Genomic DNA, 22,662 nt, shown 5'->3' with positions numbered 1-22,662 from the left:
CCCACTCACAACCAGCAATCAGCTACTCTAACGATGAAAAACATCGCTAACCCACCAGCTAGCTCATCTATTCCAACTTTAGCGATGAAAAACATCCCTAAAATGGCTCAAAACTCACTCACAACCAGCAATCAGCGACTCTAACGATGAAAAACATCGCTAACCCACCAGCTAGCTCATCTATTCCAACCCCAAAAACTCAATTTCAGGCACAAAAAAACCACTTTTCCAAAGAAAAGTGGTTGTAGGTTGCCGCCTAATAAACATACAAAGATGGCCTCAATGATCGTTCCACTTTCCTCCGCTGGTATGACCCAGTTCAGGTTCAAAGGGTTCAGATTGCTCTGTCTCAGCCTTGCGGCGCCCCTAGGGATTCATTCGTATGCAATTGTTAAATATCATAGCACGTCATCCATCACTTGGAAATAGAAATTTTCATTGATCAAAATTCAATTGTTTTCCCCGTTTTTGCCGATTCATAAATGGCCTCCAAAATCTGGGTAACAACATATGCTTGCTCAGGTTTAACAAGAGGCTCCGTGTCTTGGAGAATACTTTCCAGCCATTGTCTGGCTTCTTTCACGCCTGGATCTTCGGCACCTGCGTTGAAATAAGCAATGCCTCCGCCTGTTGTAGCCTTGGTTTCGACCAGTTTTCCATACTTGGCGCTGTTAAACACCAGCTCACCTTTGCCCATAGCAGGGCTGCCTTTCATTTCCGCTCCGCCCTCTGTTCCGCACAGGGTAGTCATGGCTTCTCTAGTATCGGTTATATTCAGCGCCCATGCGCATTCCAGGAATATCGTTGCACCATTCTCCATTTTGATAAATCCGAAAGCCGAATCTTCAACCTCGTAGCTTTTCGGATCCCATGGACCGAACATGTTGCCTTCGAACTTATCCCCTAATTTGTGGAATACCGATCCTGTCACCGATTTCGGCTTGTAGTTGTCCATGAACCAGAGAGATAAATCCAGCGCATGCGTGCCAATGTCGATCAACGGTCCGCCACCCTGCTGCTCTTTGTCTGTAAAAACGCCCCAGGTTGGAACTCCGCGTCTGCGAAGGGCGTGTGCTTTGGCCATATAAATATCGCCGAACTCCCCATGGCGGCACGCTTTGTACAATACTTGCGAATCGTCTCTGAATCTATTCTGATAACCAATGGTCAATTTTTTTCCTGTCTTCTTGCTTGCCTCTAACATCTTTTTAGCTTCAATCGAATTGATGGCCATCGGCTTTTCGCACATGACATGCTTACCAGCCTCCAGCGCAGCTACTGTTATGAAGGAATGCTGAAGATTGGGAGTCAATACATGAATAACGTCAATAGACTCATCTTGTAATAATTCCCTATAGTCCAAATAAACTTTGGCCTGTTCCGTTCCAAATTCCTTTGCAGCTTTCACAGCTCGTTCTTCAACGACGTCACAGAAAGCAACCATTTCGCCTAAATGAGTGAGTTTCGCTAAAGAAGGCATATGCTTTTGGTTGGCGATGCCGCCGCAGCCTATAATTCCGATTCTCAATTTTGCTGTTGACATGATCGAACACTCCCTATGCTCAAATTCGCCATTTAGCGGCTCTATACATACTTTTGCAAAACTTTTAAATCATTCTCAATACTTGTAAATTTATCGTCGCTTGTACCCTCATTTTCAACAAAGGCATATTGGATAGTGCCCATTTCTTTTATTTTGTCGTAGGTGGCTTTGAAGTCTATTACGCCGGTTCCAAGATCCACAAAGTCACCTGCTTGTATGTATCCCTTCCCGCGATATAGCTGCATCATATCCAAATCTTCATCACCTGGCTGGAGGGCGTCAAATACGTTTAGAATGACGATATCTTTATTTAAATCTTTCTGATGGACGATATCGCATCGGCTGCCTAATTTCTCAAGAACGGCCATGGGATCAAGTCCTGCGCGCATAACCCAGACCAAATCCAACTCAAATTTGACATAGGACGGGTCCGTATTTTCAACTAAAATATCGTATAAGGTCGTATCTCCCCATCTTTTGAATTCATGGAAGTGATTATGAAAGTAAAATAGCAACCCGTTTTCCTTGCATTTTTTCCCGATTGCATTCAACTGTTCTGCGGTTTTCAGTGTATCTTCACGATTTTTGATCCAGGCAGACGGCAATACAATCGCTTTACATCCAAGTTCAGCATTTTCTTGAATTAACTGGTCCCAATTCTGGGCATCTTGATCCAGTCGTTCATGGGCAGCTATGGGCTTAAGACCTAGTTCATCCAGCTTATTTTTGATGGTTTGCAAAGGGAATGAATCACTGTATCGGACGCCTGTCATAAAATTGGTGGTGATTAATTCCACATTGGTATAGCCTGCAGCAGCTACCTTTTCAAGAGTGCCAAAGTAGTCGTTGTTTAGTGCTTGAAAGACTGAAAATAAATTCACGCCAATTGAAATGCTCATTTTAACTGCTCCTTTTGTGTTAAATTTTTCATGTGCCGAAGCTTAGGTTTTGCTAGCTTTTCATTCCGAGGTTTGCCTCTAAACAATGTCCATACGAGAGGAAGTCCAACTAATACGATCAACGTCGCCACGATATACACGTCATTGGAGCTCATCGTGAAGGCTTCCGCCTTCAGCAACTTTCGCTGGGCTTCCGCAGCCTCATCTAGACCAAGTGCTTGGTTATGTACGGTCAACCGTGATGCAATAAGTGAAGTAAACAACGCGATTGAGAAGGAACCGAAGACTTGGCGGATCCAGTTATTCACCGATGAAGCGTGACCGGACAGTTCACGCGGGATGGCCTCCATACCGATATTGGTAAGCGGCATGATCGTTAACGAAAGCCCGATGTAGCGTATGGTCAGCCACAGAGTGATGTACCATTGCGATACGTTCACATCCAGACGTCCTATGGCTAACGTTCCAACCGCAATCAATAGAATTCCAGAAACGATCAGCCATTGCGGGGCTATTCTTATATACAACTTGCCGACGAGCGGCATCACACCTGCCATCGCAAGTGTGGCCGGAAGTAAGATCAAACCGACCTCCAGTGCGGATGCCCCCTGAACGTTCTGCAGGAACACCGGTATCAAATAGGCGCCTGAATACAAGTTGAGTGTAATAATGGCCAGTACGGCAAGGCTAACCGTATATTTCACATTGACAAATACCTTCAAATTCAAAAGTGGCTCGGGGACCGTCAATTCTCTCCGAATGAAGCACCCGAGCATCAGGAAGCCGAAAGCGAGCAGCGATAGCGTTCTCCACGAGCTCCATCCCCATGCATGTGCTTCGCTGAAAGCGATCAGGAGGGAGCCGCTGCTCAAAATTACGGTAACCAAGCCGGGCAAATCAAACGTTTTCGGTGTATTCAGTTTGTAATAGGGAATAAGCCGCCAAGCGACTGCAACTGCCGCAATGCCGAACGGAATGTCCATGAGGAACAGCCATTTCCATTCAAACTTTCCGATCAGCCAACCTGCCAATAAAGGTCCGAACGCGGGCGAAAGCATCGTTGACAAGGTCCACATGCTGAGCGCAAACGCCTGCTTTGCTCGGGGAATCACCTGATAAAGGATCGTCATCGTAGCTGGCAAGATCATCCCACCAAATATACCCTGTACAATTCGAAACGCAATTAACGATTCAATATTCCATGCGAAAGCGCAAAGCCCTGAAATCAGCGTATAACCAATAAGCGCAGCGACATAAAGGTACTTGGTACTGATCTTTTCCCCAAGATAGCCGGTGACGGGAGCTACCACTCCGGTTGCCAGTAAGTAGCCCGTCATCGTCCACTGCATAGTCGTCAAATCGGTATGAAATTGACCCATCAACACGGGAAACGCTACACTTATCGAACTCATTCCGAGTGTCGCCAGAACGGACCCGAAAAAAATCGCGGTCATTACCGGTACAAACGGTATGTTTCTCTCCTGTATCTCTGTAGGGGACATGCAGCTACTCCTCGCAAAATACTACTTATTGGTTTTCGCCCATTCATCAAGCTGCTTTTGCTTCTCAGCTATAATTTTGTCCATGCCTGAAGCCTTCATTTTACTTATAAATTCAGGCAAGTTTTTATCCGGATCCAGCGTACCGGTTTCCAAACCTAATTTAAACTGGTCCTTCACGCTTTGAACAGCGGCCACTTCCGTTTTAACTGGATCGACAGAAAAGCTGAAGCCGAGTGCTTTTGACTTTTTGGACGATTTGTTGAAATCAGCCTGATCTTTCCAAAGGCTAACAGGATCCGTTTCCCAAATGTAGGAAAGGAATTGATTGCCCCACTCCCATCCATGATTCGGGCTATAGGTGGCATTCTGCGTATCTACGCCATTCGGGAAGGCGATCAAGTCACCCTTTTTTATGTAGTGCTTTCCTTCAATGCCATAGTCGATCAAGTTGATCAACTCTTTGTCGGAGTAAAGCAAGTTGAGGAACATCATGGCTCTCTCCGGATCCTTCGAGTTTTTGGCGATACTGAACATGACATTTGCAATCGACGACGTAGAAGTGACAGGCGGGATAATGCGAGCTGCAACCATCGGCGTGCCCGTCAAGATGGCTTCCTTCGTTTCATAGCCAGGCTTCATATGCACTGTAAAGGAAAAAGCTTTGCCGGCCTTCACAAGGTCTTCAGGGCGGATTTTGTTTGTAGCGATATCTTTCGGGATATATCCGTCCAAATACCATCTTCTGACCATTTTCAATAGATCAGAATATGGCTTCGATTCAAACCAATTGACTACCTTCAGGTTATTATCATGGTCCGGCAGCACTCCGTTATCATCATTCAATGGGTCCATAAAGCCAGGTGCAATGGACGCGATATAGGACGTACCCCCGCCTTCCGGAACAATAGCCGCCATATTCGGCTCGTTATCTTTGACGACCTTGAATACGGCATCCAAATCATCAAAGGTCTTGATCTTGCTCAGATCAATCTTGTATTTATCAACAATATCTTTGCGCATCAGGATGCCGTAGTCGGCTGCCCAGTCGCGTACGCTAGGTATGCCATAAAGTTTACCGCTGGCCATCGTCGCTTTTTGAATCTCCGGTGTGACGACCTTGGCAATATCCTGTCCATATTTCTTAAGCAGATCCTCTAAAGGAACAAGCTGTCCTTTTGCCGCTTGCGTACCGTAGCCGAGTGCTGTCAAAGTGACTAGCAAGTCCAAATTTTCATTGCTCGCAAGCATCAGATTGACTTGTTGCTGATACGCAGCTGGGTCAATAGGCACAAATTTAACCGTTGCATTAATTTTCTCTTTGGTGAGTTTATTAACGGCATCCTGGACCTCCTGGAGATCCTTGTTATTACCAATTTTATAGTAGGCCACTGTTAGTTCATAAGGCTTTAAATCCGACTTCGCCTTTCCAGTTTCCCCTGCCGCACTTGGTGCGTTTGTAGCCGTAGAGCCACCGCTGCCACTGCTGCAAGCCGTCAATAGAAGAGAAACGGCTATCATTCCCGTTAACGCTGTTTGGACGCTCTTTCTATTCCCTCTCATTTCGTAGCCTCCCTGTTTTATATTCCATTTATGCTAACCGGCCGATGCCGAGTATAGCCTAGCCTTTGACTGCTCCAATGACGAGACCTTTGACGAAATATTTCTGAAAAAAAGGGTATGCGATCAGCAAGGGAATAGTCCCAATAACCGCCATAGCCATACGGACCGATTCCATCGGAATGTTACTGCTTGCAGCAAGCTCCGTTGTGCTGCTGCTCGCGTTGCTTGACAAAAATTGTGCGTTTAACAAAATTCGGTTTAACAAGTTCTGCAAACTGAACAGCTTGCTGTCGGTGACATAGATTAATCCATTGAACCAATCGTTCCAATAGCCAATCGTTTGCATCAAACCAACTGTAGCCAGGATTGGAAGAGAAAGAGGAAGTACGATCTGGAAAAAGATTTTAAATTCCCCCGCCCCATCAATAGATGCTGATTCAATAACAGGGGTTGGGATTGAAGTCATAAAAAAGGTTCGCATAATCAGCACATAAAATCCGTTGGATAGCAAACCGGGAATGATTAAGGCCAGTAATGTGTTTTTCATATCGAACACTTGTGTATATACCAGGTAGGTGGGGACCAGGCCTCCGTTAAACAGCAGTGTGAAAAACACGATAAATGAGAGCGGCTTGCGAATCAGCATATCCTTTCTAGATAATGGATAGGCACATAGGGCAGTAATCGATAGCCCCACAAAAGTACCAACTAAAGTTACCAGAATGGTAATACCGTAAGCCCGAAATATGTTGGAGGAATCGTTCCACAAGAATTCGTACGCTGCCAAGCTGAATTTACTCGGTAGGAAGGAATACCCTTCTGATACAATGGTCATTTCATCAGTAAAAGAAGTAATCACGAGCAGAAAAAACGGAAGAAGACAGAGACAAACAATGCCAATAAAGAAAACATGAATGATCACTTGGTACAGTTGGCTTTTTACTTTCAATGGGATTCCCTCCTTATTAAAACAAAGCGTTATCGCTGTTTCGCTTGCTCACCACATAATTTGAGATGAGTACGAGAATGAATCCCACAACGGATTGATATAGGCCCGCTGCCGAAGACATACCGATGTCGCCCAATCTTAGTAAAGCCCGATAGACATACGTATCGATAACGTTGGTTGTAGGAAAGAGTGCGCCCGTATCAAGCGGTACTTGGTAGAACAATCCGAACTCCGAGTAAAATATACGACCAATTTGCAGCAGCGTCATAATAACGATAACCGGAGCAATTAAAGGGATTGTAATGTTCGTGATCTGCTGCCATTTACTCGCTCCATCAATCCTAGCCGCCTCGTAATATTCAGGGTCGATTCCGATAATCGCCGCTAAATAGATAACACATAAGTAGCCAACATGCTTCCAAATGTTCACAAAGGTCAATATATACGGCCAATATTTGGCTTCGCTATACCATGAGATTGGATCCATTCCAAGCATAGGCAGGACTTGTTTATTAATGTAACCGGTTTCTCCACTTAGCATGGCAAGCACCAAATAACCGACAATAACCATCGAAATCAAATAGGGGATGAGAATGACGCTTTGGTAAAACCGGGCAAATAATTTCTTCTTCACTTCATTCAGCAAAATCGCTACGCCGACGGCGATGATCAAATTAATGATAATAAAAGCCGAATTATATAGAATCGTATTTCGGGTAATCAGCATGGCGTCGGAGGTTTTGAACAGGTACTCGAAATTTTTAAATCCAACCCAATCGCTGGCCCAAATTCCTTTCGTGAAGTTGACGTCTTTGAACGCAATGATCAAGCCAAACATCGGCAAATAGTTGTTGATGATCAGATAAATGATTTCGGGTATGACCATCACGAACAGTGGAGCATACCTCCATAATTTTCTCAGTTTTTTGCCAGTTATTGATTTCGTTGCCGTTATCCCAGCAGCTGTCGTAGTCGCTGAATTTGTCCTAGTTGTCGTTGTCTCCATATCGTTCCTCCCTCATCCTTTATACTCTCATCATATATAACCGCTGCATCGCACTCTACCTGTTTCCCGACTTCCTGTTATCGCATTTCCGACTTCTTTTTGAGCAAAAAAGACCGAACCCGAGAAGGGAACGATCTCATGTTTAAGGAAACTTATGTCTGGTAAGTTTCATATAATTTGCGGTAATCCTGTGGATTAATGGCCGTCGCTTTCTTGAACATTTTTGAGAAATGGGAAAAATTATTGTAGCCCACCGAAGAGGCGATGCTTCCAATCGGAAGATCCGTCTTCACCAGCATCTCTTTAGCCAATTCTACCCGTTCCTGAAGAACATAATCAGAAATCGTCAAGCCGGTTTCTTTCTTAAAGATTCTTGTCAGGTAGTCTGGATTCATATTCACATGGCTGGCGATATCCTCCCGCGAAACATCTTCGTTGATGTGCTGAGCGATATATTGTTTCGCTTTTTCCACAACGGTTTGGCTTTCATCCACTATGTTAATTCGACCCGCTGCTTCTTCGATCATCGTGTTTATCCATTGTCTAAGATCAGCTATGGAACGGGAAACGGACGATGCTTGCATAGACAGGAGTTCTTCCGAAAAAACCTGATGCGCCCTCAGGCCTTTATAATGCAATACGTGATGAATCATTTGGAGAAAGTCCTCATAAAATCCGCGCAGCAATTTGGCATTGAGTCTTTCCATTTGCTTCATCGCATCCAAACTATGATCGATCTCTTTCAGCAGTTTCCCTTTGCATCCACACTTGAGCATTTCCGCCCAACCGTTCATTTTAGGCAGCGGAAAGGTATCGTAGCTGCATTGTTGTTCACTCAAGAAGAAAATTTTATTCGTTTTTGTAACATTGTGGGATTCCATCGTGACTAAGGATTCGAACATCTCCAGCATTCCCTCCATAAATACGGGAGCACCGATATAACAACAAAGATCACAGAAAAAGTAATGGTTACAGGCATCGATATAACCCTGCAATTCACTGATTAGCTTCTCTTTATCGATCCTGCTATCCGGGTCAACCGAGAGGATGATCAGCAACCCTCCGCTTTTGACCTGAACAATTTGACCGTTGGACTCTTTCCTTACTGCCAATTCCTCCAAAGAGTTGCGCAAGGCGTATTCCATTATTTTTTCTTCACGAAGAGTCAGTTTTTTATGCCAACGCTGAACACTGATCCATATCGGCACAAATACGGCTGCGTCGCTATAAGGTATATTTTGCTTCGCCATAATTTCTTTGATTTGAACCTTATTCGAAGGGATCGACCTATGAATTAAATCCTGCCAAAAGCGCTCAACAACCATGGGTTGGTACGCTTCCCATAACTGATAGTAATGCTTATAGGTTTCATTAAATTGAACTAATCCTCTTTTCTTTTCCAACTGTTCGATGGCTTTTCGAACGGCTTTCTCCAATTCCGGAAAGCGGACAGGTTTGAGCATATAATCCAGACTTCCCAATTGAATCGCTTTCTGCGCGAATTCGAAATCAGCATGACAGGTTAAGAAGAGGGACTCGGTATCTGGAGAGTGTTCTTTGACCCAAGATAACAGTTGAAATCCATCACCTTCCGGCATTTCAATGTCGCAAAGCAGAATATCAATTTTTTGGGTTAAAAAGATTTCCTTCGCCTGCCGTATGTTAAAAGCTTCATGAACCCTTGAAAATCCAAGTTGGTCCCACTCTACACCCGCTTTAATCCCTCGTACGGCATGAATTTCATCGTCCACGATCAGCAATTGATGCATAGACTTCTCCTCTTTCCTTCTCATGAAATGGGATGAGAATTTCAATCACTGCGCCATGGCCAGCGCCATTTGAAAACGTGAGTTGGGCTTGATCTTGATACAGCAGACGCAATCGACGCTGCACATTCCATATCCCGATATGATGACCTTCACCGTTACCGATATCCATTTCCATCTGCAGCCGAGTTAAAACGTCTTCGGGAAATCCTTTACCTGTATCCTCAACTCGTATTTTAATTTTCTTATTTGATGTGGCTTCAATGGTAATACCAATATGAATCTGTTTATCCATGCTAACTGCGTGTTTGATCGCATTTTCCACAAAGGTCTGAATAACAAGCGGAGGAACCACTACGTCCATCAGGTTGTCCGGGACAGATAGATCATAAGTCAAATTTTCGGGAAATCGCATCTCCTGGATACGAAAGTAATTAAGAGTATGCTGGACCTCATCCCTCAAAGCGACGAATGCCATGTTGCTCCGAAACATAAAGCGGAAATATTCTACGAGACATAGAACCATTTCCTGAATCAGTGCAAAGTCTTTCACCTGCGCCAAATTATAAATAATGTTTAAGGAATTTAAAAAGAAGTGCGGATTAATTTGAAGCTGCAAATGCTTGAGTTCGGCCTTCTGATGATTTAATTGTTCTTCCAAAACGTTTATTTTCAATTCTTGTATTTGCGATATCATGCGATTGAAGGATTGGTTCATCTTGTCGAATTCAATGACAGAAGGGCTGTATGTGATGCGGACGTCCAAATTCCCATCTTCGATTCTCCTCATGGCCATCATGATCCGATTTATCGGAATCAAGATGATTTTCCTTAAAAGAAATAAAATGAATGGAAGCAGAATGAGTGATCCCATCAAAATGAACGATACCATTCGGCGAAGGAGTGGAAGATTCTCTAGAATGATGCTGTCTGGTATGACAGCGATTAAGCTGAAACGGCCTTTCGCGGATTTTTCACCAACGACTAAGAATTTTTCATTTTTTCCAGTGAGTTTATAATCCGTTCCAACATCGATTAAATTAATGTGATTTTCTTGTACAAAAGCTTGGTTAGACATGGCCTCGAACAGGTCCGTAACCAGCAGCGCCCTACCGTTGTTTCCCAAATCGACCAGGTTCAACGGCACCATTAATTTACTCGCATCCGCCCATGCCCCGATATAGACATTCCCATATTTGATCACACGGGTTAAAAAGTATTGATCTCCGAGTTTTAGCATGAACCATTCTCTCAAGCTTGTCTGATTTGAACCATCGCGTTGATCCTGAAAAATGGTCTTAATGCTATTTTCAACGGCCACCTGTCTGGTGTAAGAGACTTGATCACTCATAACTGTCAATAAATCTTGATTCGGCTCAGAGTAAACAAAGAACATATCCATTGATTTATAATTAGGGAGATCTTTTAACAACTTATTATTTAACTGAATTTTCGTAAAAGAGTACCGATCGGCATTTTGATCTCGCTGCGCATCAAGCACAAGTAGTCCCATGTCTTGCGCAGCGAAGTTGAACAAATATTTGTCAACCTCATCCAAATTACGGTCGATCTGCCCCATATATAAGCTGATTAAATTTTTATTCGATTGAGCCACTTGATTTCGAACAACTTTGATGGCATACAAATTGTTATAGATCATGAAAAACACGATGGGGATGACAATAATGAATAACCCAAATATCAACTTAAAGCGCAGTGTCTTGAACAGAGGCAAAGTATGAATTTGCATGGTGGAATAGACTTCCCCTCTCATGAAAGCTTGATGATCAGATAGAAGACACTTCGGGTTTCAGATAGGCCATGATCATGTCAATTAGCTGCCGCATCATCTCGCCTGGATCGATCTCTTGTTCGGCACGAAGGATATTCCCCCTAGATGCCATTCGCTGCGTCATGCTCATCATCGTATTAGCAATCATGGCTGAAGATTTGGCGGGATCCAGATCAGGGCGGATCGAGCCATCTTGAATGCCTTCCTGAATAAGCTGAACAGGCGATGGGAAGACATTTTGGATAAATATTCTGTACTTTTCCTCCAATTCGAGTGTTGGATACTTTTCCCGGTAATAGTGATCAAACAGTCCAATAAAGCGCAAATGGCTAGGTCTAGTCTGGGTAAAATCCTGCCATGCTAATAACAAGTTCCGCATTTTTTCATCGGCTCGTTCACCGATTTTGTGAGAATCGACAAATCTAAATAAATCGTCTAAAACCTTCATCTGAACCTCAAACGCCAGCTCATCAATCGAGTTATAATATTTGTAAAGAGTAACTCGGCTGATCCCCAATTGATGTCCGATGTCTTTCATCGTTACACCTGGCAAATCTTTTTCCAAAAAAAGCTCCTGAGCAGCAAAAATAATTTCCTGCCGCCGTTTATTTCTTTGTTCCTCTAATTCCTGTTCCCATCTGCTTTTCATACAAACACTCCTCGATACAGAAGCTACCCATAAATACAACCTATTTACACAGTGTAAACACCTTGCTTGTACGCCAATTATATCCAATAGCCAAATTCATTGCAAACGTTTTCATTATTCTAAAGCACCCTTTTAACCATTTCTCCAGAGGCATAATAAAGCTCACCTAATTTGCATCCATAACGATGTGGGGCTAGTCACTATCCCTTCCAACTCTTATAATAGGGAGACAGAACTGCCTAAGAAGTTTGCAGGAAGGATGTTCACCTAAATGCTTTCCCAATTGAATCGTCAATTAGAAAAAATCTTGCCGCTAATCACACCAGTCAGTGTTCTCATCGGTGTTTTACTAGGCAGTCATTTATCCGGATTCACCTATTTATCCCCATGGTTGTTTGCCTTTATGACCTTCGCAGGCAGCATAAGCTCCAGCTTCAAAGAATTCGTCAAAGTCGTCGTTCAGCCTCTTCCACTCATAACCACATTGTTAATTCTACATGTCGCGATGCCGCTGATTGCGCTGGTTCTCGGGCATGTCGTATACAGCCATGAGCCCATGACCATAACTGGCCTCATCTTAGCAGCTGCCATACCTACTGGCATTACTAGCTTCGTCTGGGTAGCTATTTATCGCGGAAATATCATGCTCACCTTATCGATTATTCTCATGGACACCATTCTTTCACCTTTTGTCGTTCCCTACACACTTTCTGCGTTAATTGGTACCAAAGTACAGATGGATTCCTTCGCGATGATGAAAGGTCTATTCCTAATGATCGTTCTACCTTCTATCATTGGAATGCTGCTGAATCAATGGACACGCGGCAAAATTAAAGAACAATGGAGTGAGCGTCTAGGTCCTTTTTCGAAAATAACCATGGGCATCGTTGTCGCTATCAACAGCTCCGTAATCGCCCCTTATTTACGTGATTTTAATGCTAGATTACTAGGTTTAGCCGGATTTGTACTCTTCATAGCCTCACTTGGTTACATCATCGGGTGGCTGGTCGCCAAGCTCATGCGATGGGAACAAGACGTCGTCGTAGCACTTACGTTTAACAGTGGGATGCGTAATATTAGTGCTGGCGCGGTACTCGCAGTTGCCTACTTCCCGCCTCCGGTGACTGTCCCCGTTGTACTAGGAATGCTGTTCCAGCAATCGCTGGCCTCCCTTTTCGGTTATCTGCTGAATAGGCGGTACGCTTTGAAAAGTAATATTCCCAGCTTAACCGTCAAAAGTGTGAAACAAGTTTAGTTTAGAAGCTGCTGCCTGAGCAGCTTCTTCTTTTGTTCTGCTAGCTGTTGATTTCGCTCTCTCCATCGAAACATTCAAAGCATAGTAACGTGTTATCGTCTAACACTACGCCGTCAATAAATCCATCATTGCAGAAAATTGGCTTTTTACATTCCTTGCACTCCCCAACAAGCTCCTTCATAAACAGTACCTCCCTAGTTGTAAACTTTGTGTTACTTCATCTTCTTAATCTTTTCCCTCAGCAAATTTTAAGCTAACTTTTATGTATCATTCAGTTTCTCTTCTCAGATTTTTCATAATTGTCGTGTACGATTGTGAAGAAGATGATTGATAGGAGTGATACATAGCATGATGAAAATGAAGAAAATAGCGGGCTTATGCATTCTTATCCCCGTATTACTAAGTGGTTGTGGGAACCCGTCATCCTCTCAACCTGCTGCAGCAAGCTCAGCACAACCACAGCAACAACAACAAAACGGACAATCACAGGCAGACGGCAAGCAAAATTCTCAAGACCGACCTGTCATGAATGCGGCGCAAAGACAAATGTTCAGTACGTTTCAGACCCTGCTTCAGCTAGACAAAGCAGATGGACTTTCCATTACCAAGGAACAGGCGCAAACCATGCTGCCCGTTGCACAAGAAATCGTCACAAAAGCAGAACTTAGTGATGAAAACAAGACCAAGCTGTTTGAAAAGCTAACGGATGCCCAGAAGAAATTTATAGAAGATTCAGCAACGCGTATGAGCAATCGTGGAAATGGCGGTGCAAATGGACCTCGGAATAACGGAAATACAGAAAATAAACCAGATGCTTCTGCACAACCAAACGCTAATGCCCCCGATCGAACTGGCGGCAAGAATGGCAATGGAAATCGTCCTGCTGGCGGTGAAATGAGAGATCCCGGCAAGCAGCTTATTGAACTGCTGCAGACTAAAATCAAGTAGCGCAGAATATAGCCAAAAAACCGATCTCCTATGATGGAAGCAATCGGTTTTTTGGGTTTACTTTAACTATCTCAAAGATTGAACAACTTGCTCCGCAGAGGCTTCGCCGCTAGCTACTAATTCAACATGCTCAGCGAACATATCGCACATGTAGACGAACAAGCTGAGAATCTCCAATACTTCTTCGCTTTCAAAAGTGCTGGACGCTGATATGCTATATACGTATCGGTAGTGCAGTTCGTCTTGTTCATTAATGCCAAAATGACCGATTGGCAATCTCGTATTGATCTCCAACAGAACGGCAGCCACGCCATCTCGCGCTCCTTCTTGTAGGTGAAACGGCAGCGTACTGTAAATTTGTAGCAGCTGGATGGAAACAATATCATCATCGTTCAGAGGTAAAAAACTAAAGTGCAGGAACCGTTCACGCCCTTTTTTATCCTCTTGAAATCCTGCCATTAACACGTGAAGTGGAATCACTTCGGATTTTTCCAATAAATTCGTGGCAAGATCCGCTTCATCTAGGATTTGCTTCAATAATCCCAGTTGCGCCAAATGGCGCGCATGTACCAAATCTGGTAGCATGTATGTCCACTCTCCTATTCTCTTTGGCCCATCGCAGTAATAAGACCTTCTCTCAGTTTATCCCGATCATTCTCTAAGCCTTTAAGCGTTGGCCAATTAACTCCCGCTGCCTCTATAAAACTACATACTTGTTTGTAGCGAGTAATCACTTCTGAATCTGTATGGCCACCTCCGGTGAAAGACCTAGCTACCGGTGCTGGTGCTGGTGCAGGAGTTGCCGCTGCTGGTGCAGACCCAGTCGCTGGGGCTGCCGTTGCAGGCGCAGGCGCTGCTGCTGGTACAGGATCGTAGATCTCAGGCAAGCTCCTGATTAAATCAAGAATCAGATCCGCATCTCTGCTACGACGTTCCAACTTCTTCTCTGTCGATTTATTCGCATCGAATACCGCTTTGGTAATGCCCCATGCTCCGTCCTTAGCTGCACGGTCGCGTCCTGCTTGTTTCAAAGAGCGCACAATTGGCATGGCAGCTCCCACACCAGAAGCGACAATTTTGAGAGGTGTTCCGACTTGTGCTCCAACCCCAGTCAATGTTGCAATGTCTGCTGCAATTTTAGTTAACTCTAAGCCAATTTGCAAGCCGCCGCGTGTCGTCCGCTTCACATTGATGTTCTTCATTTCTTTGGCCAGTTCGTAGTTTTTAATTGCTTCGAGCTGACTTCTAGCTGCCGCATCGCCTTGAGCTGCCTTCGTTTCTAGGGTTAATTTATGCGCAGCAAGCTTCGCTTTATCCACACCTGCGTTGCGATACCACGTTTTAGCTTTGACGAATGCAGCATTCTCAGCTTTTCCTTTGAAATCACGTTTCAATGCAGTCATTGCTGAACGGTTTAAGCCGGCTTTAATCACATCGACGGTTTTTATGGCAATTTTCACACCGCTGACCGCAATGCTGACACCCGGTATGACGGAGGTTAAGCTTGCTGTACTTGTCTCCATTATCTCCATGATGCCCTTAGCCACTTTAAGACCCGATTGCGCACCTTGGATGGCATTGCTGATAACATCAATAACACCCTTTGCCTTCTCGCCCGTATCCTTCTCGGAGAACTTACTGTACATATCATATATACCCTTAACGGTCATAATGGTACTCTTCACAGCCGATATCGCCTCAGCAACCGTTCCGGAGTAATCGCTGACTGATGAGGAACCTCCTACGCCATCCTTGTGACCCGTAGACTTCGCTGCTTTATCAACCAAACCTGCCGAGCCGCTGACCATTTTGCCGCCGGATTCAGTTATAGCTAATCCTGCTGATGCGTAATCCTCTTTCGTACGGTCAGCTGAAGAAATGGCTAACGTTTCCCTGATTGTACTCAAGATTTGGAAGGGACCTCCAATCAAATCTGCAGCTGAAGCGACAGCCCCCATACTAGCGGATTGTTGAGCATCACTTGCATTATCCGTTTTATCAAAAGAATCTTTCAAATTATCCGATCGAGCCCCGAAGCTGTCACTGAATGTTGATGTGACACCCGCAGTCATATCTGCGGTTTCCTTAGACATTCCTGATGCTGATGCTGCCGCCGTTGGAGCTAGCGTCTGCGCTGCCGTAGTTGCCGGCGCCGCAGTCGCAGTAGGAACCACAAGTAAAGGAGAAGCCGAGGGATTACGTTGAATGAGTTGATTGGTGTAAGCTTGCGTTGCCCGATTGCCTGCCGTACGCTGCATTTGTATAAAGAAATTCGGACTGAGTGGAAACGCTTGAGGCGCTGCGCTGCTCCTCTGAGACATTTGCGATTGATTCGCATTCTGGTGAACAGATGCGGTCGGCTTGGTTTGAATTTGGTTACCTTTTGCCATCAGAGCCTGACTCCCTTACGCGTATATGTTATCCATACAAAAAGGCAACAAGCGAATAAGTATTCCTTGTTGCCGTAGATCTAAGTTTATTTACCGCCTCGTTGCTGGATTACATGCGTTAATTCATGCCCCAGGAGTTCCTGACCTTGATGACTTTCAGGATTATATCTGCCTTCTCGGAAAAAGATATCATTCCCCGTTGCGAATGCTTCCGCTCCCAATGCCGCGTTAAGCTTGGAAGACTCCGCATTATTATGAATATTAACGTTGCTAAAGTCGGCTTTGAAAGCCGATTCCATCTTCGCTTGAATGCTATCATCCATCTTGCTTCCGCTGCCTTGCTGCGATTTGATCTTGGATTCGATAGAAGCCCCTGCATCGAAGCTTCCGCCATCTGACGGCTTCATCTGCAGCTCTTCCTCTTCTGATTCTCCGCTCTCCGAGCGCTGGATCGCTTCGCCCGATGGCTTCATCTGCAGCTCTTCCTCTTCCGATTCTCCGCTCTCCGAGCGCTGGATTGCTTCGCCCGACGGCTTCATCTGCAGCTCTTCCTCTTCCGATTCTCCGCTCTCCGAGCGCTGGATCGCTTCGCTCGACGGCTTCATCTGCAGCTCTTCCTCTTCCGATTCTCCGCTCTCCGAGCGCTGAACATCCGGCTTCGATGAACTGCCGCTCTCCGAGGCTGCTATATGATCAGCAGCTTCTTTGCCCCTACGATCCGCTTCTTGCTCATAGGAATCGCCCTCGGGGCCAACCGTTAGCTTCGTTTGCACGTTTAGCATACTCCCTACGGCCCGATTGCCGATCGCACGCTGAATATTCATGAGATCGACTCCCGCTGATTGTTTCGAGCTGTTTTGAGTACGATGATTCGTTTGCAAAGAAGTATCTGGTTGCTTGTTTATACGTGACTGTTGCATTGGCATGAACCCCCTATAGTGGCATTTCCCAGCCTTATTTTCCATCCGCTGATGGCTGCGCTCCGTAAATATCCGTGTCTGAGCGCACGAAGTCATTGTAATTTCACTATATCACATCTATAGATAGTTAAGGCTGCATTTTGTTTGCTTTTCGATCTACGATGAGAACAGCAATATCGTCAGACTGGATAGCTCCGTCCTTAAACCGATCAACGTCCTCAACCATATGCGCCAATAAAAGTGTTTGATTGCTAGCTTGCTCCTTGGTCAGCAATTCCCGCAGACGGGAGAAGCCATATTGTTCTTGCTGCAGATCCTCAGCCTCTGTAATCCCATCGGTATACAGTATAATTCGATCACCAAGACCTAATGTTATTTCATTATTCATATAAAGCATATCATCCATAACGCCAAGCGGAAGCCCTTTCTTCCCTTTCAGCTGCTCCACGTCTCCGCTTTCCCGTACGATATAGGGGGGACAATGACCACCATCACTATAGGTCAGCAGTCCTGTTCCTACGTCTAGCAGACCACAGAAGATTGTCGCAAACATCGTAGAGTCATCCTTATAAAGCTCTTGATTGACTGCCGTTAACAGCTCTCCGGGAGTCATCTCTGAGGTCATCTTCCCTTTCAACAACGTCATGGTTACCGCCATGAACAAAGCAGCCGGTATTCCCTTGTCAGATACATCGCCAAGCACGAAGAACAAGCGATCCGCCCCGATACAGAAGTAGTCATAGAAGTCCCCGCCCACTTCACGAGCAGGACGAATAATGGCCTGTGTCTCCACGAAGACTACGGCAGCACTTTCACGAACTTCCACTTCAGATGAGATGCTCATATCATCTTCAACGCCGCCACTGCTTAAACTCAAACTCCCGTGAGGGAGGAATCCCATCTGGATGTCGGTGGCAATGCGCAGCTCGCTCTCCATCCGTTCTTTAGCGGCCGTTGTCGTTTTCAAAGCATGAATGGACTTCTCCAGCGCGTCATACAGCATGGCATTTTCCAAAGAAACTGCCGTTGGTGAAGCGATGGACTCGAGAAGCTGCAAATCGCGATCCGTGAAATGAGCGTCATCTCGTTTGTTAAGCACCTGCAGCACACCGATAATTTTCCCTTTACTAATAAGAGGGACACAGAGCATACTGCGTGTCGGGTAATCGACCCGTTTGGCCACCTTTGACGACCAGCGTTCATCCTGCGCAACATCGTCGATTTTGACCGATTTGCCGGTTTGCGCGACCCAGCCTGCGATGCCTTCACCTATTTTGAGGCGAATTTCACGTACCTCATCGCCTTTTTCACCAAGTGCGAGGTCAAAGAACAGCTCCCCTTTTTCCTCATCGACCAAAATGACCGATGAAGCCTCCGCATTCATAATGCGGGAAGAGGTTTCCATGATTTTCACAAGCAAATCCTGCTTGCGGATCGTTGAATTCACTTCTAGGCTCACGTCGAATAGCTGCATTGTCCGCAGAAGCTCCAACTCTGCAAATCTTCGTTTCCGCTCACTCAGCTGCCACAAAATGACAACCATAAGACAAACTATGAGAAGCACACCAACAACGATATTCATCTAGCGCGCCTCCCTTTCCAACTATGAAATCGCATGGATAGCATCCGCTTCCGTCTCATAAATCGAGAAAATACGGCTAAATCCCGACATATCGAAAACATCTTTCACATGCTCATTCATCCGTGCCAGCGCCAGCTTGCCTTGAATCACCTTAATCATTTTGGCTGCTGCAAGTAAGCTTCTTAGTCCTGCACTGCTGACATAGTCAAGTCCTTGAAGATCAAACACAAACTTGCCCTTCCCCTGCTCGACTAGTTTTGCAAAAGCCGATTCCAAGCTCGCGGATGTATTCGCATCCAGTCTGCCGTTTAAGCACAGCAGCACGATATCTCCTTGCATTTGCTCGGTTATCATCATGATATTCCCTCCTCCTTGATTCGCCATTTTTTCATCATTAGAACATTTTCCTCGTTCAAGCGTTCATACGCGATGTCATCCATTACTTGCTTCACAAAGTAGATGCCGAGACCGCCAATCCCTCGATCTTCCAAGCTCAGATCCACAGTCGGACTTGACTTCAACAGAGGATTAAAAGGCACCCCGCGATCTGTCATTCGAAGCTCCCAACCACCAGGGACAAGCCCCAGATCAATGCGGATCGTATGCATACGGGTTTCACCAGGCGGATAGCCATAGAGAATGATGTTCGTCACAAGCTCGTCGCAGACTAAATTCACTTGGTACAACGTATGGTCATCCATGCCCATCGTCCCTGACAAACCTCGCAAGAACACACCTAGCCGTTCCAGTTCCTTCAGATCATTGCTCAAAACGATGGACTCTGCTGACACGACATTCACCCTCCCAGACGCTGATTACTGAAGCCACTAGACGAATAACCGATTTAAGCCATTTTCAAAAGCATATTTTCGAGCAGCCGCACTCTGGCACTAGAAGCATGAAGCAGCCCAATCCCGATCTCTGGGTACAATCTCACTAACCGAGACAAGCTTTCCCCTTGCAAAGTGAGCACACGCACCTCATCGAAAATCACTTGAGCTGTAATCGAGGAAGGCGATCCGTCTAATGCCGTCGTTTCGCCGAATGCTTGCTTCGGTCCTAGTACACCAATCGTTACAGTCTCCCCAATACCTGTCTCATTGCTCAGTTCAACATTGCCTTCAATGATGAGATACATGGCTGCATTCCGCTCACCACGGCGCAATAAATAAGTTAAATCCTCATGTACTTCTTCCGTTGCAATCCCTGCAATTAAACCTAGTTCATCCACGGACAGGTCCGCGAATAGGGAAACCTGTTTCAAGAAAATAACTTTATCCAGCATCGTTAAAAACTTGCGATCTTCCTTCATATCGGCACGCTCCAGTGAACTTAGTGCATAAACAGCAATATCTCGAAGCCAATCATCCGACCAAATCTTAGCTTCTTGCAAAATGAGAAGCGGCTCCGTCATAACCCCACGGCTGCTGCCCGCTTCTTTCTTAAATAATTCCAACAGGGCCAAGGCCAATCTGCGATCGCCGAGCCCTTCAGCAAGAACCTCCAAAGCATTATCGCGAACCTCGTCACTCTCGTCCTGCGTCGCTTCGCGGAGTGTTGTAATCACACGCTCATCTACGAACTTGGCCATTACCGCCCACGCGCCGCTTACAAGAGCATTATGCAGCTCCCCGCAGCGTTGGTTGGCTAGCTCGGCAAGTCCTTGCATCCCCAGCTCTTGAAGAGCAGTAGGCAAAGCACGTTCCTGCGTGGAAGCAAGCATTCGACTTACGCAGCGATCTACTAACTCTGAACGTAATTTACTTTCATCCAGCAGCTCAGCAAGCGCTGTAACCGCCGAATTCCATATAAACGGATTCACATGATTCACACCGTTCAGCAAGGCTGGCAGCGCCTTAGCCCCCATATCTACGAAAGCTTCGAGAATGGCCTTGCGCAGCTCTTGATCTGCGAGTGGCACCATCGACAAGAGGTGAGGAATTGCATCCACCTGCTGAAGCTTGCCAATACATTGTGCAGCTGCAACTTTGACAGCAGGACGATGATCATCGAGCAGCGTTAACACCCATGCTGAATAGGAATCCAGCTTCAGATCAGCGACGGTGTGACAGCCATAAACCGCCCATTCACCGCCGTAATCGAGCATTTTTATAATAGCCTCATCACAGGCTTGATAGCTTTCTTCACTTTCCAGCGCATAAAGCGCCTTAACGCCTTCGTGCACAACCTTCGGATGGTTGTCTAGCAGCTTAACACGAATGAAGAAATGCGATTGGCTTTTGAGATGTGTTGCCTTTGAAATCAACTTCACACTCTCCGCACGCACCTCAGGGTCCTCATCCTCCAGGAACGAAGCGACCTGCACGAGATCCTGAATCGTTGCCCCTTGAAGATTCATCGCCCGCAGCACAGCAATGCGGATTCTTGAGCTCTCCTCACCGATCATTCCGATCAACTGCGGCAGGAAAGCGGAATCTTTCGCTTTGCCAATCACTTCGAGAGCCAACTCTCGCACATAATCATTCGGATGCTTCAGATAGCCGAGCATGGAGGATAAAGCTTTGGAGCTGCGAATGCCCCCAATAAAGGAGCCCGCAATATCCGATAGATCCGCATGCAAGGACTGCACACTTTTAACCAGTTCACGTATGTATAGATTCCTTCCGTACCACGCCACCACAACGAGAATAGCCGCTACAACTACACCTACCCAGGCAAGTGGGGACAGCTGAATTAAGCCAAACGAATGCAGCAAGGACAGCAGCGAACCGATTAAGATCCCGCCCGAAGCAGCCACACCTTGAGCAAAATAACGATAGCCGTCGCGCTTTCCGATAGGCATCATTTTGAAAAAGAGCTGATAGCACGGCTCCGCAATGTAATAAAGCAGAATATAAAAAATGGCATAAGAGCCGGACACCATCACGAGCCCCAGCGATTGATTTAAAAACAAAGCAGTAAGTCCAAAGCCGCCAAGGAAGATGACCGTAATCGCCAGCAGCATATTACTCGCGCCCAGCCAGTTCATTAAGCGGGTAGACACCGTTTGCAGAAGCAAGCAGATCGTGAATTGAATAGCGGTAATTAATCCATAAAATGAGGTTAGATCGCCTTCCTTGGGGAACTTGCTCTCAGCAACTGTGAAGTACTGATACTCGATCATAAAATAAACCGCAGGCATAAGTGTCATCAAAGCAATGGCGCAAAGCAGGAACGGGCTGCGCAGCATCTGTTTCGCATAATAACCAGCAGGCTGCTGCGCCTCTCCCCCCGTTCCGGAAGTTCCCAGGTCCTTCAATCGTTTGTCTTCTTTCAAAGTCAAGGGCACCAAATACCGTGCCAACGCTTTGCGGAAAAAGATGAAGCCGAACACCATCAACACTGGAGCGAGCGCATACACCGCTTCGGTACCAAGTAGTTTACCAATTTGGTGAGCGATCAAGCCTGCCGTAATCCCGCCGGTCGTCGTCGAGGCGATGAACGCCGGCATTAACCTTTTGGCCTGCTGTGTGGGACACAGATCAAAGGCCGTACTCCAAAGCAGCAGCGTCAGCTGCCTCACAACAAAGTTGGAAGATAAGAACAGAATCGGGTAGTAATACCGGAAATCAATGCCGCCAAGCTTAAATCCAAGCAGCACGGCACCATTGAGGAGCAGCAATCCTATCATGATTAGGTAGAGCGTCGTCATCATTTTGGCCTTAGGCAGCCGATTCGCCAGCTTCGCTAAGAGCCAACCCTCTAGAGGCATGATTGCCGCTTCTACGATATAGATATAAGGTAAATACTGCACACCGAATCTTTGGTTAAAAAGCGCCATGAACGCGGTATAGTTCAAGGATTCAGCAATCCCGCTAAAATAAAAGATCGGCAGCATCATCCATAGCTTCCGGATATCTTCTGTGCGCAGTCCCATCCATCTGGTTAAGCTTCCTTGCAT

The 22,662-nt window shown here is 45.7% G+C and carries 18 protein-coding genes and 1 riboswitch; of the genes, 2 read left to right on the top strand and 16 right to left on the bottom strand.

Going from position 1 to position 22,662, the window contains the following annotated elements:
• Positions 1-279 precede the first annotated feature (279 nt).
• Positions 280-378, bottom strand: a riboswitch (TPP riboswitch).
• Between the two features lie 64 nt (positions 379-442).
• The 9 genes from AC58UU_RS29825 to AC58UU_RS29785 all read right to left on the bottom strand — a co-directional run bounded on the left by AC58UU_RS29825 (position 443) and on the right by AC58UU_RS29785 (position 11,666).
• The gene (locus AC58UU_RS29825) at positions 443-1,543 is read right to left on the bottom strand and encodes a Gfo/Idh/MocA family protein (protein ID WP_497320953.1); all 1,101 of its coding nucleotides are present in this window, start codon (positions 1,541-1,543) and stop codon (positions 443-445) included.
• Between the two features lie 41 nt (positions 1,544-1,584).
• Complete coding sequence (locus AC58UU_RS29820; RefSeq protein WP_497320951.1) at positions 1,585-2,442, bottom strand: sugar phosphate isomerase/epimerase family protein; 858 nt, start codon at positions 2,440-2,442, stop codon at positions 1,585-1,587.
• The gene (locus AC58UU_RS29815; RefSeq protein ID WP_497320950.1) at positions 2,439-3,944 is read right to left on the bottom strand and encodes a DHA2 family efflux MFS transporter permease subunit; all 1,506 of its coding nucleotides are present in this window, start codon (positions 3,942-3,944) and stop codon (positions 2,439-2,441) included. The genes AC58UU_RS29820 and AC58UU_RS29815 overlap by 4 nt, the downstream gene beginning before the upstream one ends.
• Before the next feature lie 21 nt (positions 3,945-3,965).
• The gene (locus AC58UU_RS29810; RefSeq protein WP_497320949.1) at positions 3,966-5,504 is read right to left on the bottom strand and encodes an ABC transporter substrate-binding protein; all 1,539 of its coding nucleotides are present in this window, start codon (positions 5,502-5,504) and stop codon (positions 3,966-3,968) included.
• Positions 5,505-5,562: 58 nt separating this feature from the next.
• Positions 5,563-6,453 (bottom strand): carbohydrate ABC transporter permease, encoded by an 891-nt coding sequence (locus tag AC58UU_RS29805; protein ID WP_497320948.1) that lies wholly within the window; start codon positions 6,451-6,453, stop codon positions 5,563-5,565.
• 16 nt (positions 6,454-6,469) lie between these two features.
• Positions 6,470-7,339 (bottom strand): ABC transporter permease, encoded by an 870-nt coding sequence (locus tag AC58UU_RS29800; RefSeq protein ID WP_497320960.1) that lies wholly within the window; start codon positions 7,337-7,339, stop codon positions 6,470-6,472.
• Positions 7,340-7,611: 272 nt separating this feature from the next.
• Positions 7,612-9,228: a response regulator transcription factor gene (locus AC58UU_RS29795; protein ID WP_497320946.1), complete on the bottom strand. Its 1,617-nt coding sequence runs from the start codon at positions 9,226-9,228 to the stop codon at positions 7,612-7,614.
• Positions 9,200-10,999, bottom strand: coding sequence for a sensor histidine kinase (locus AC58UU_RS29790; protein WP_497320944.1), 1,800 nt, complete (start codon positions 10,997-10,999; stop codon positions 9,200-9,202). The genes AC58UU_RS29795 and AC58UU_RS29790 overlap by 29 nt, the downstream gene beginning before the upstream one ends.
• A gap of 13 nt (positions 11,000-11,012) precedes the next feature.
• The gene (locus tag AC58UU_RS29785; protein WP_497320942.1) at positions 11,013-11,666 is read right to left on the bottom strand and encodes a TetR/AcrR family transcriptional regulator; all 654 of its coding nucleotides are present in this window, start codon (positions 11,664-11,666) and stop codon (positions 11,013-11,015) included.
• 271 nt (positions 11,667-11,937) lie between these two features.
• On the opposite strand from AC58UU_RS29785, the gene AC58UU_RS29780 reads away from it, so the two are divergent.
• Positions 11,938-12,921 (top strand): bile acid:sodium symporter family protein, encoded by a 984-nt coding sequence (locus AC58UU_RS29780; RefSeq protein ID WP_497320940.1) that lies wholly within the window; start codon positions 11,938-11,940, stop codon positions 12,919-12,921.
• 357 nt (positions 12,922-13,278) lie between these two features.
• The gene (locus AC58UU_RS29775) at positions 13,279-13,869 is read left to right on the top strand and encodes a hypothetical protein (protein ID WP_497320939.1); all 591 of its coding nucleotides are present in this window, start codon (positions 13,279-13,281) and stop codon (positions 13,867-13,869) included.
• Between the two features lie 66 nt (positions 13,870-13,935).
• On the opposite strand, the gene AC58UU_RS29770 is transcribed toward AC58UU_RS29775, so the two are convergent.
• The 7 genes from AC58UU_RS29770 to AC58UU_RS29740 form a co-directional block, all read right to left on the bottom strand.
• Positions 13,936-14,454 (bottom strand): YbjN domain-containing protein, encoded by a 519-nt coding sequence (locus AC58UU_RS29770; RefSeq protein ID WP_497320938.1) that lies wholly within the window; start codon positions 14,452-14,454, stop codon positions 13,936-13,938.
• Positions 14,455-14,468: 14 nt separating this feature from the next.
• Entirely contained in the window at positions 14,469-16,259 is a 1,791-nt protein-coding gene (locus AC58UU_RS29765; RefSeq protein WP_497320937.1) for a hypothetical protein, read from the bottom strand.
• 86 nt (positions 16,260-16,345) lie between these two features.
• Positions 16,346-17,179, bottom strand: coding sequence for an eCIS core domain-containing protein (locus tag AC58UU_RS29760; RefSeq protein ID WP_497320935.1), 834 nt, complete (start codon positions 17,177-17,179; stop codon positions 16,346-16,348).
• A gap of 127 nt (positions 17,180-17,306) precedes the next feature.
• Complete coding sequence (locus AC58UU_RS29755) at positions 17,307-18,761, bottom strand: PP2C family protein-serine/threonine phosphatase (protein ID WP_497320933.1); 1,455 nt, start codon at positions 18,759-18,761, stop codon at positions 17,307-17,309.
• A gap of 21 nt (positions 18,762-18,782) precedes the next feature.
• Positions 18,783-19,118 (bottom strand): STAS domain-containing protein, encoded by a 336-nt coding sequence (locus tag AC58UU_RS29750; RefSeq protein WP_497320931.1) that lies wholly within the window; start codon positions 19,116-19,118, stop codon positions 18,783-18,785.
• Positions 19,115-19,552 (bottom strand): ATP-binding protein, encoded by a 438-nt coding sequence (locus AC58UU_RS29745; RefSeq protein ID WP_497320930.1) that lies wholly within the window; start codon positions 19,550-19,552, stop codon positions 19,115-19,117. The genes AC58UU_RS29750 and AC58UU_RS29745 overlap by 4 nt, the downstream gene beginning before the upstream one ends.
• A gap of 53 nt (positions 19,553-19,605) precedes the next feature.
• On the bottom strand, positions 19,606-22,662 hold the full coding sequence (locus AC58UU_RS29740) for a cyclic nucleotide-binding domain-containing protein (protein ID WP_497320928.1): 3,057 nt from the start codon (positions 22,660-22,662) through the stop codon (positions 19,606-19,608).

The organism is Paenibacillus sp. JT22N1, from assembly GCF_059692155.1.
The sequence above is the reverse complement of the archived record's forward strand: the minus strand, read 5'-3'. Positions and strand labels throughout refer to the sequence as shown.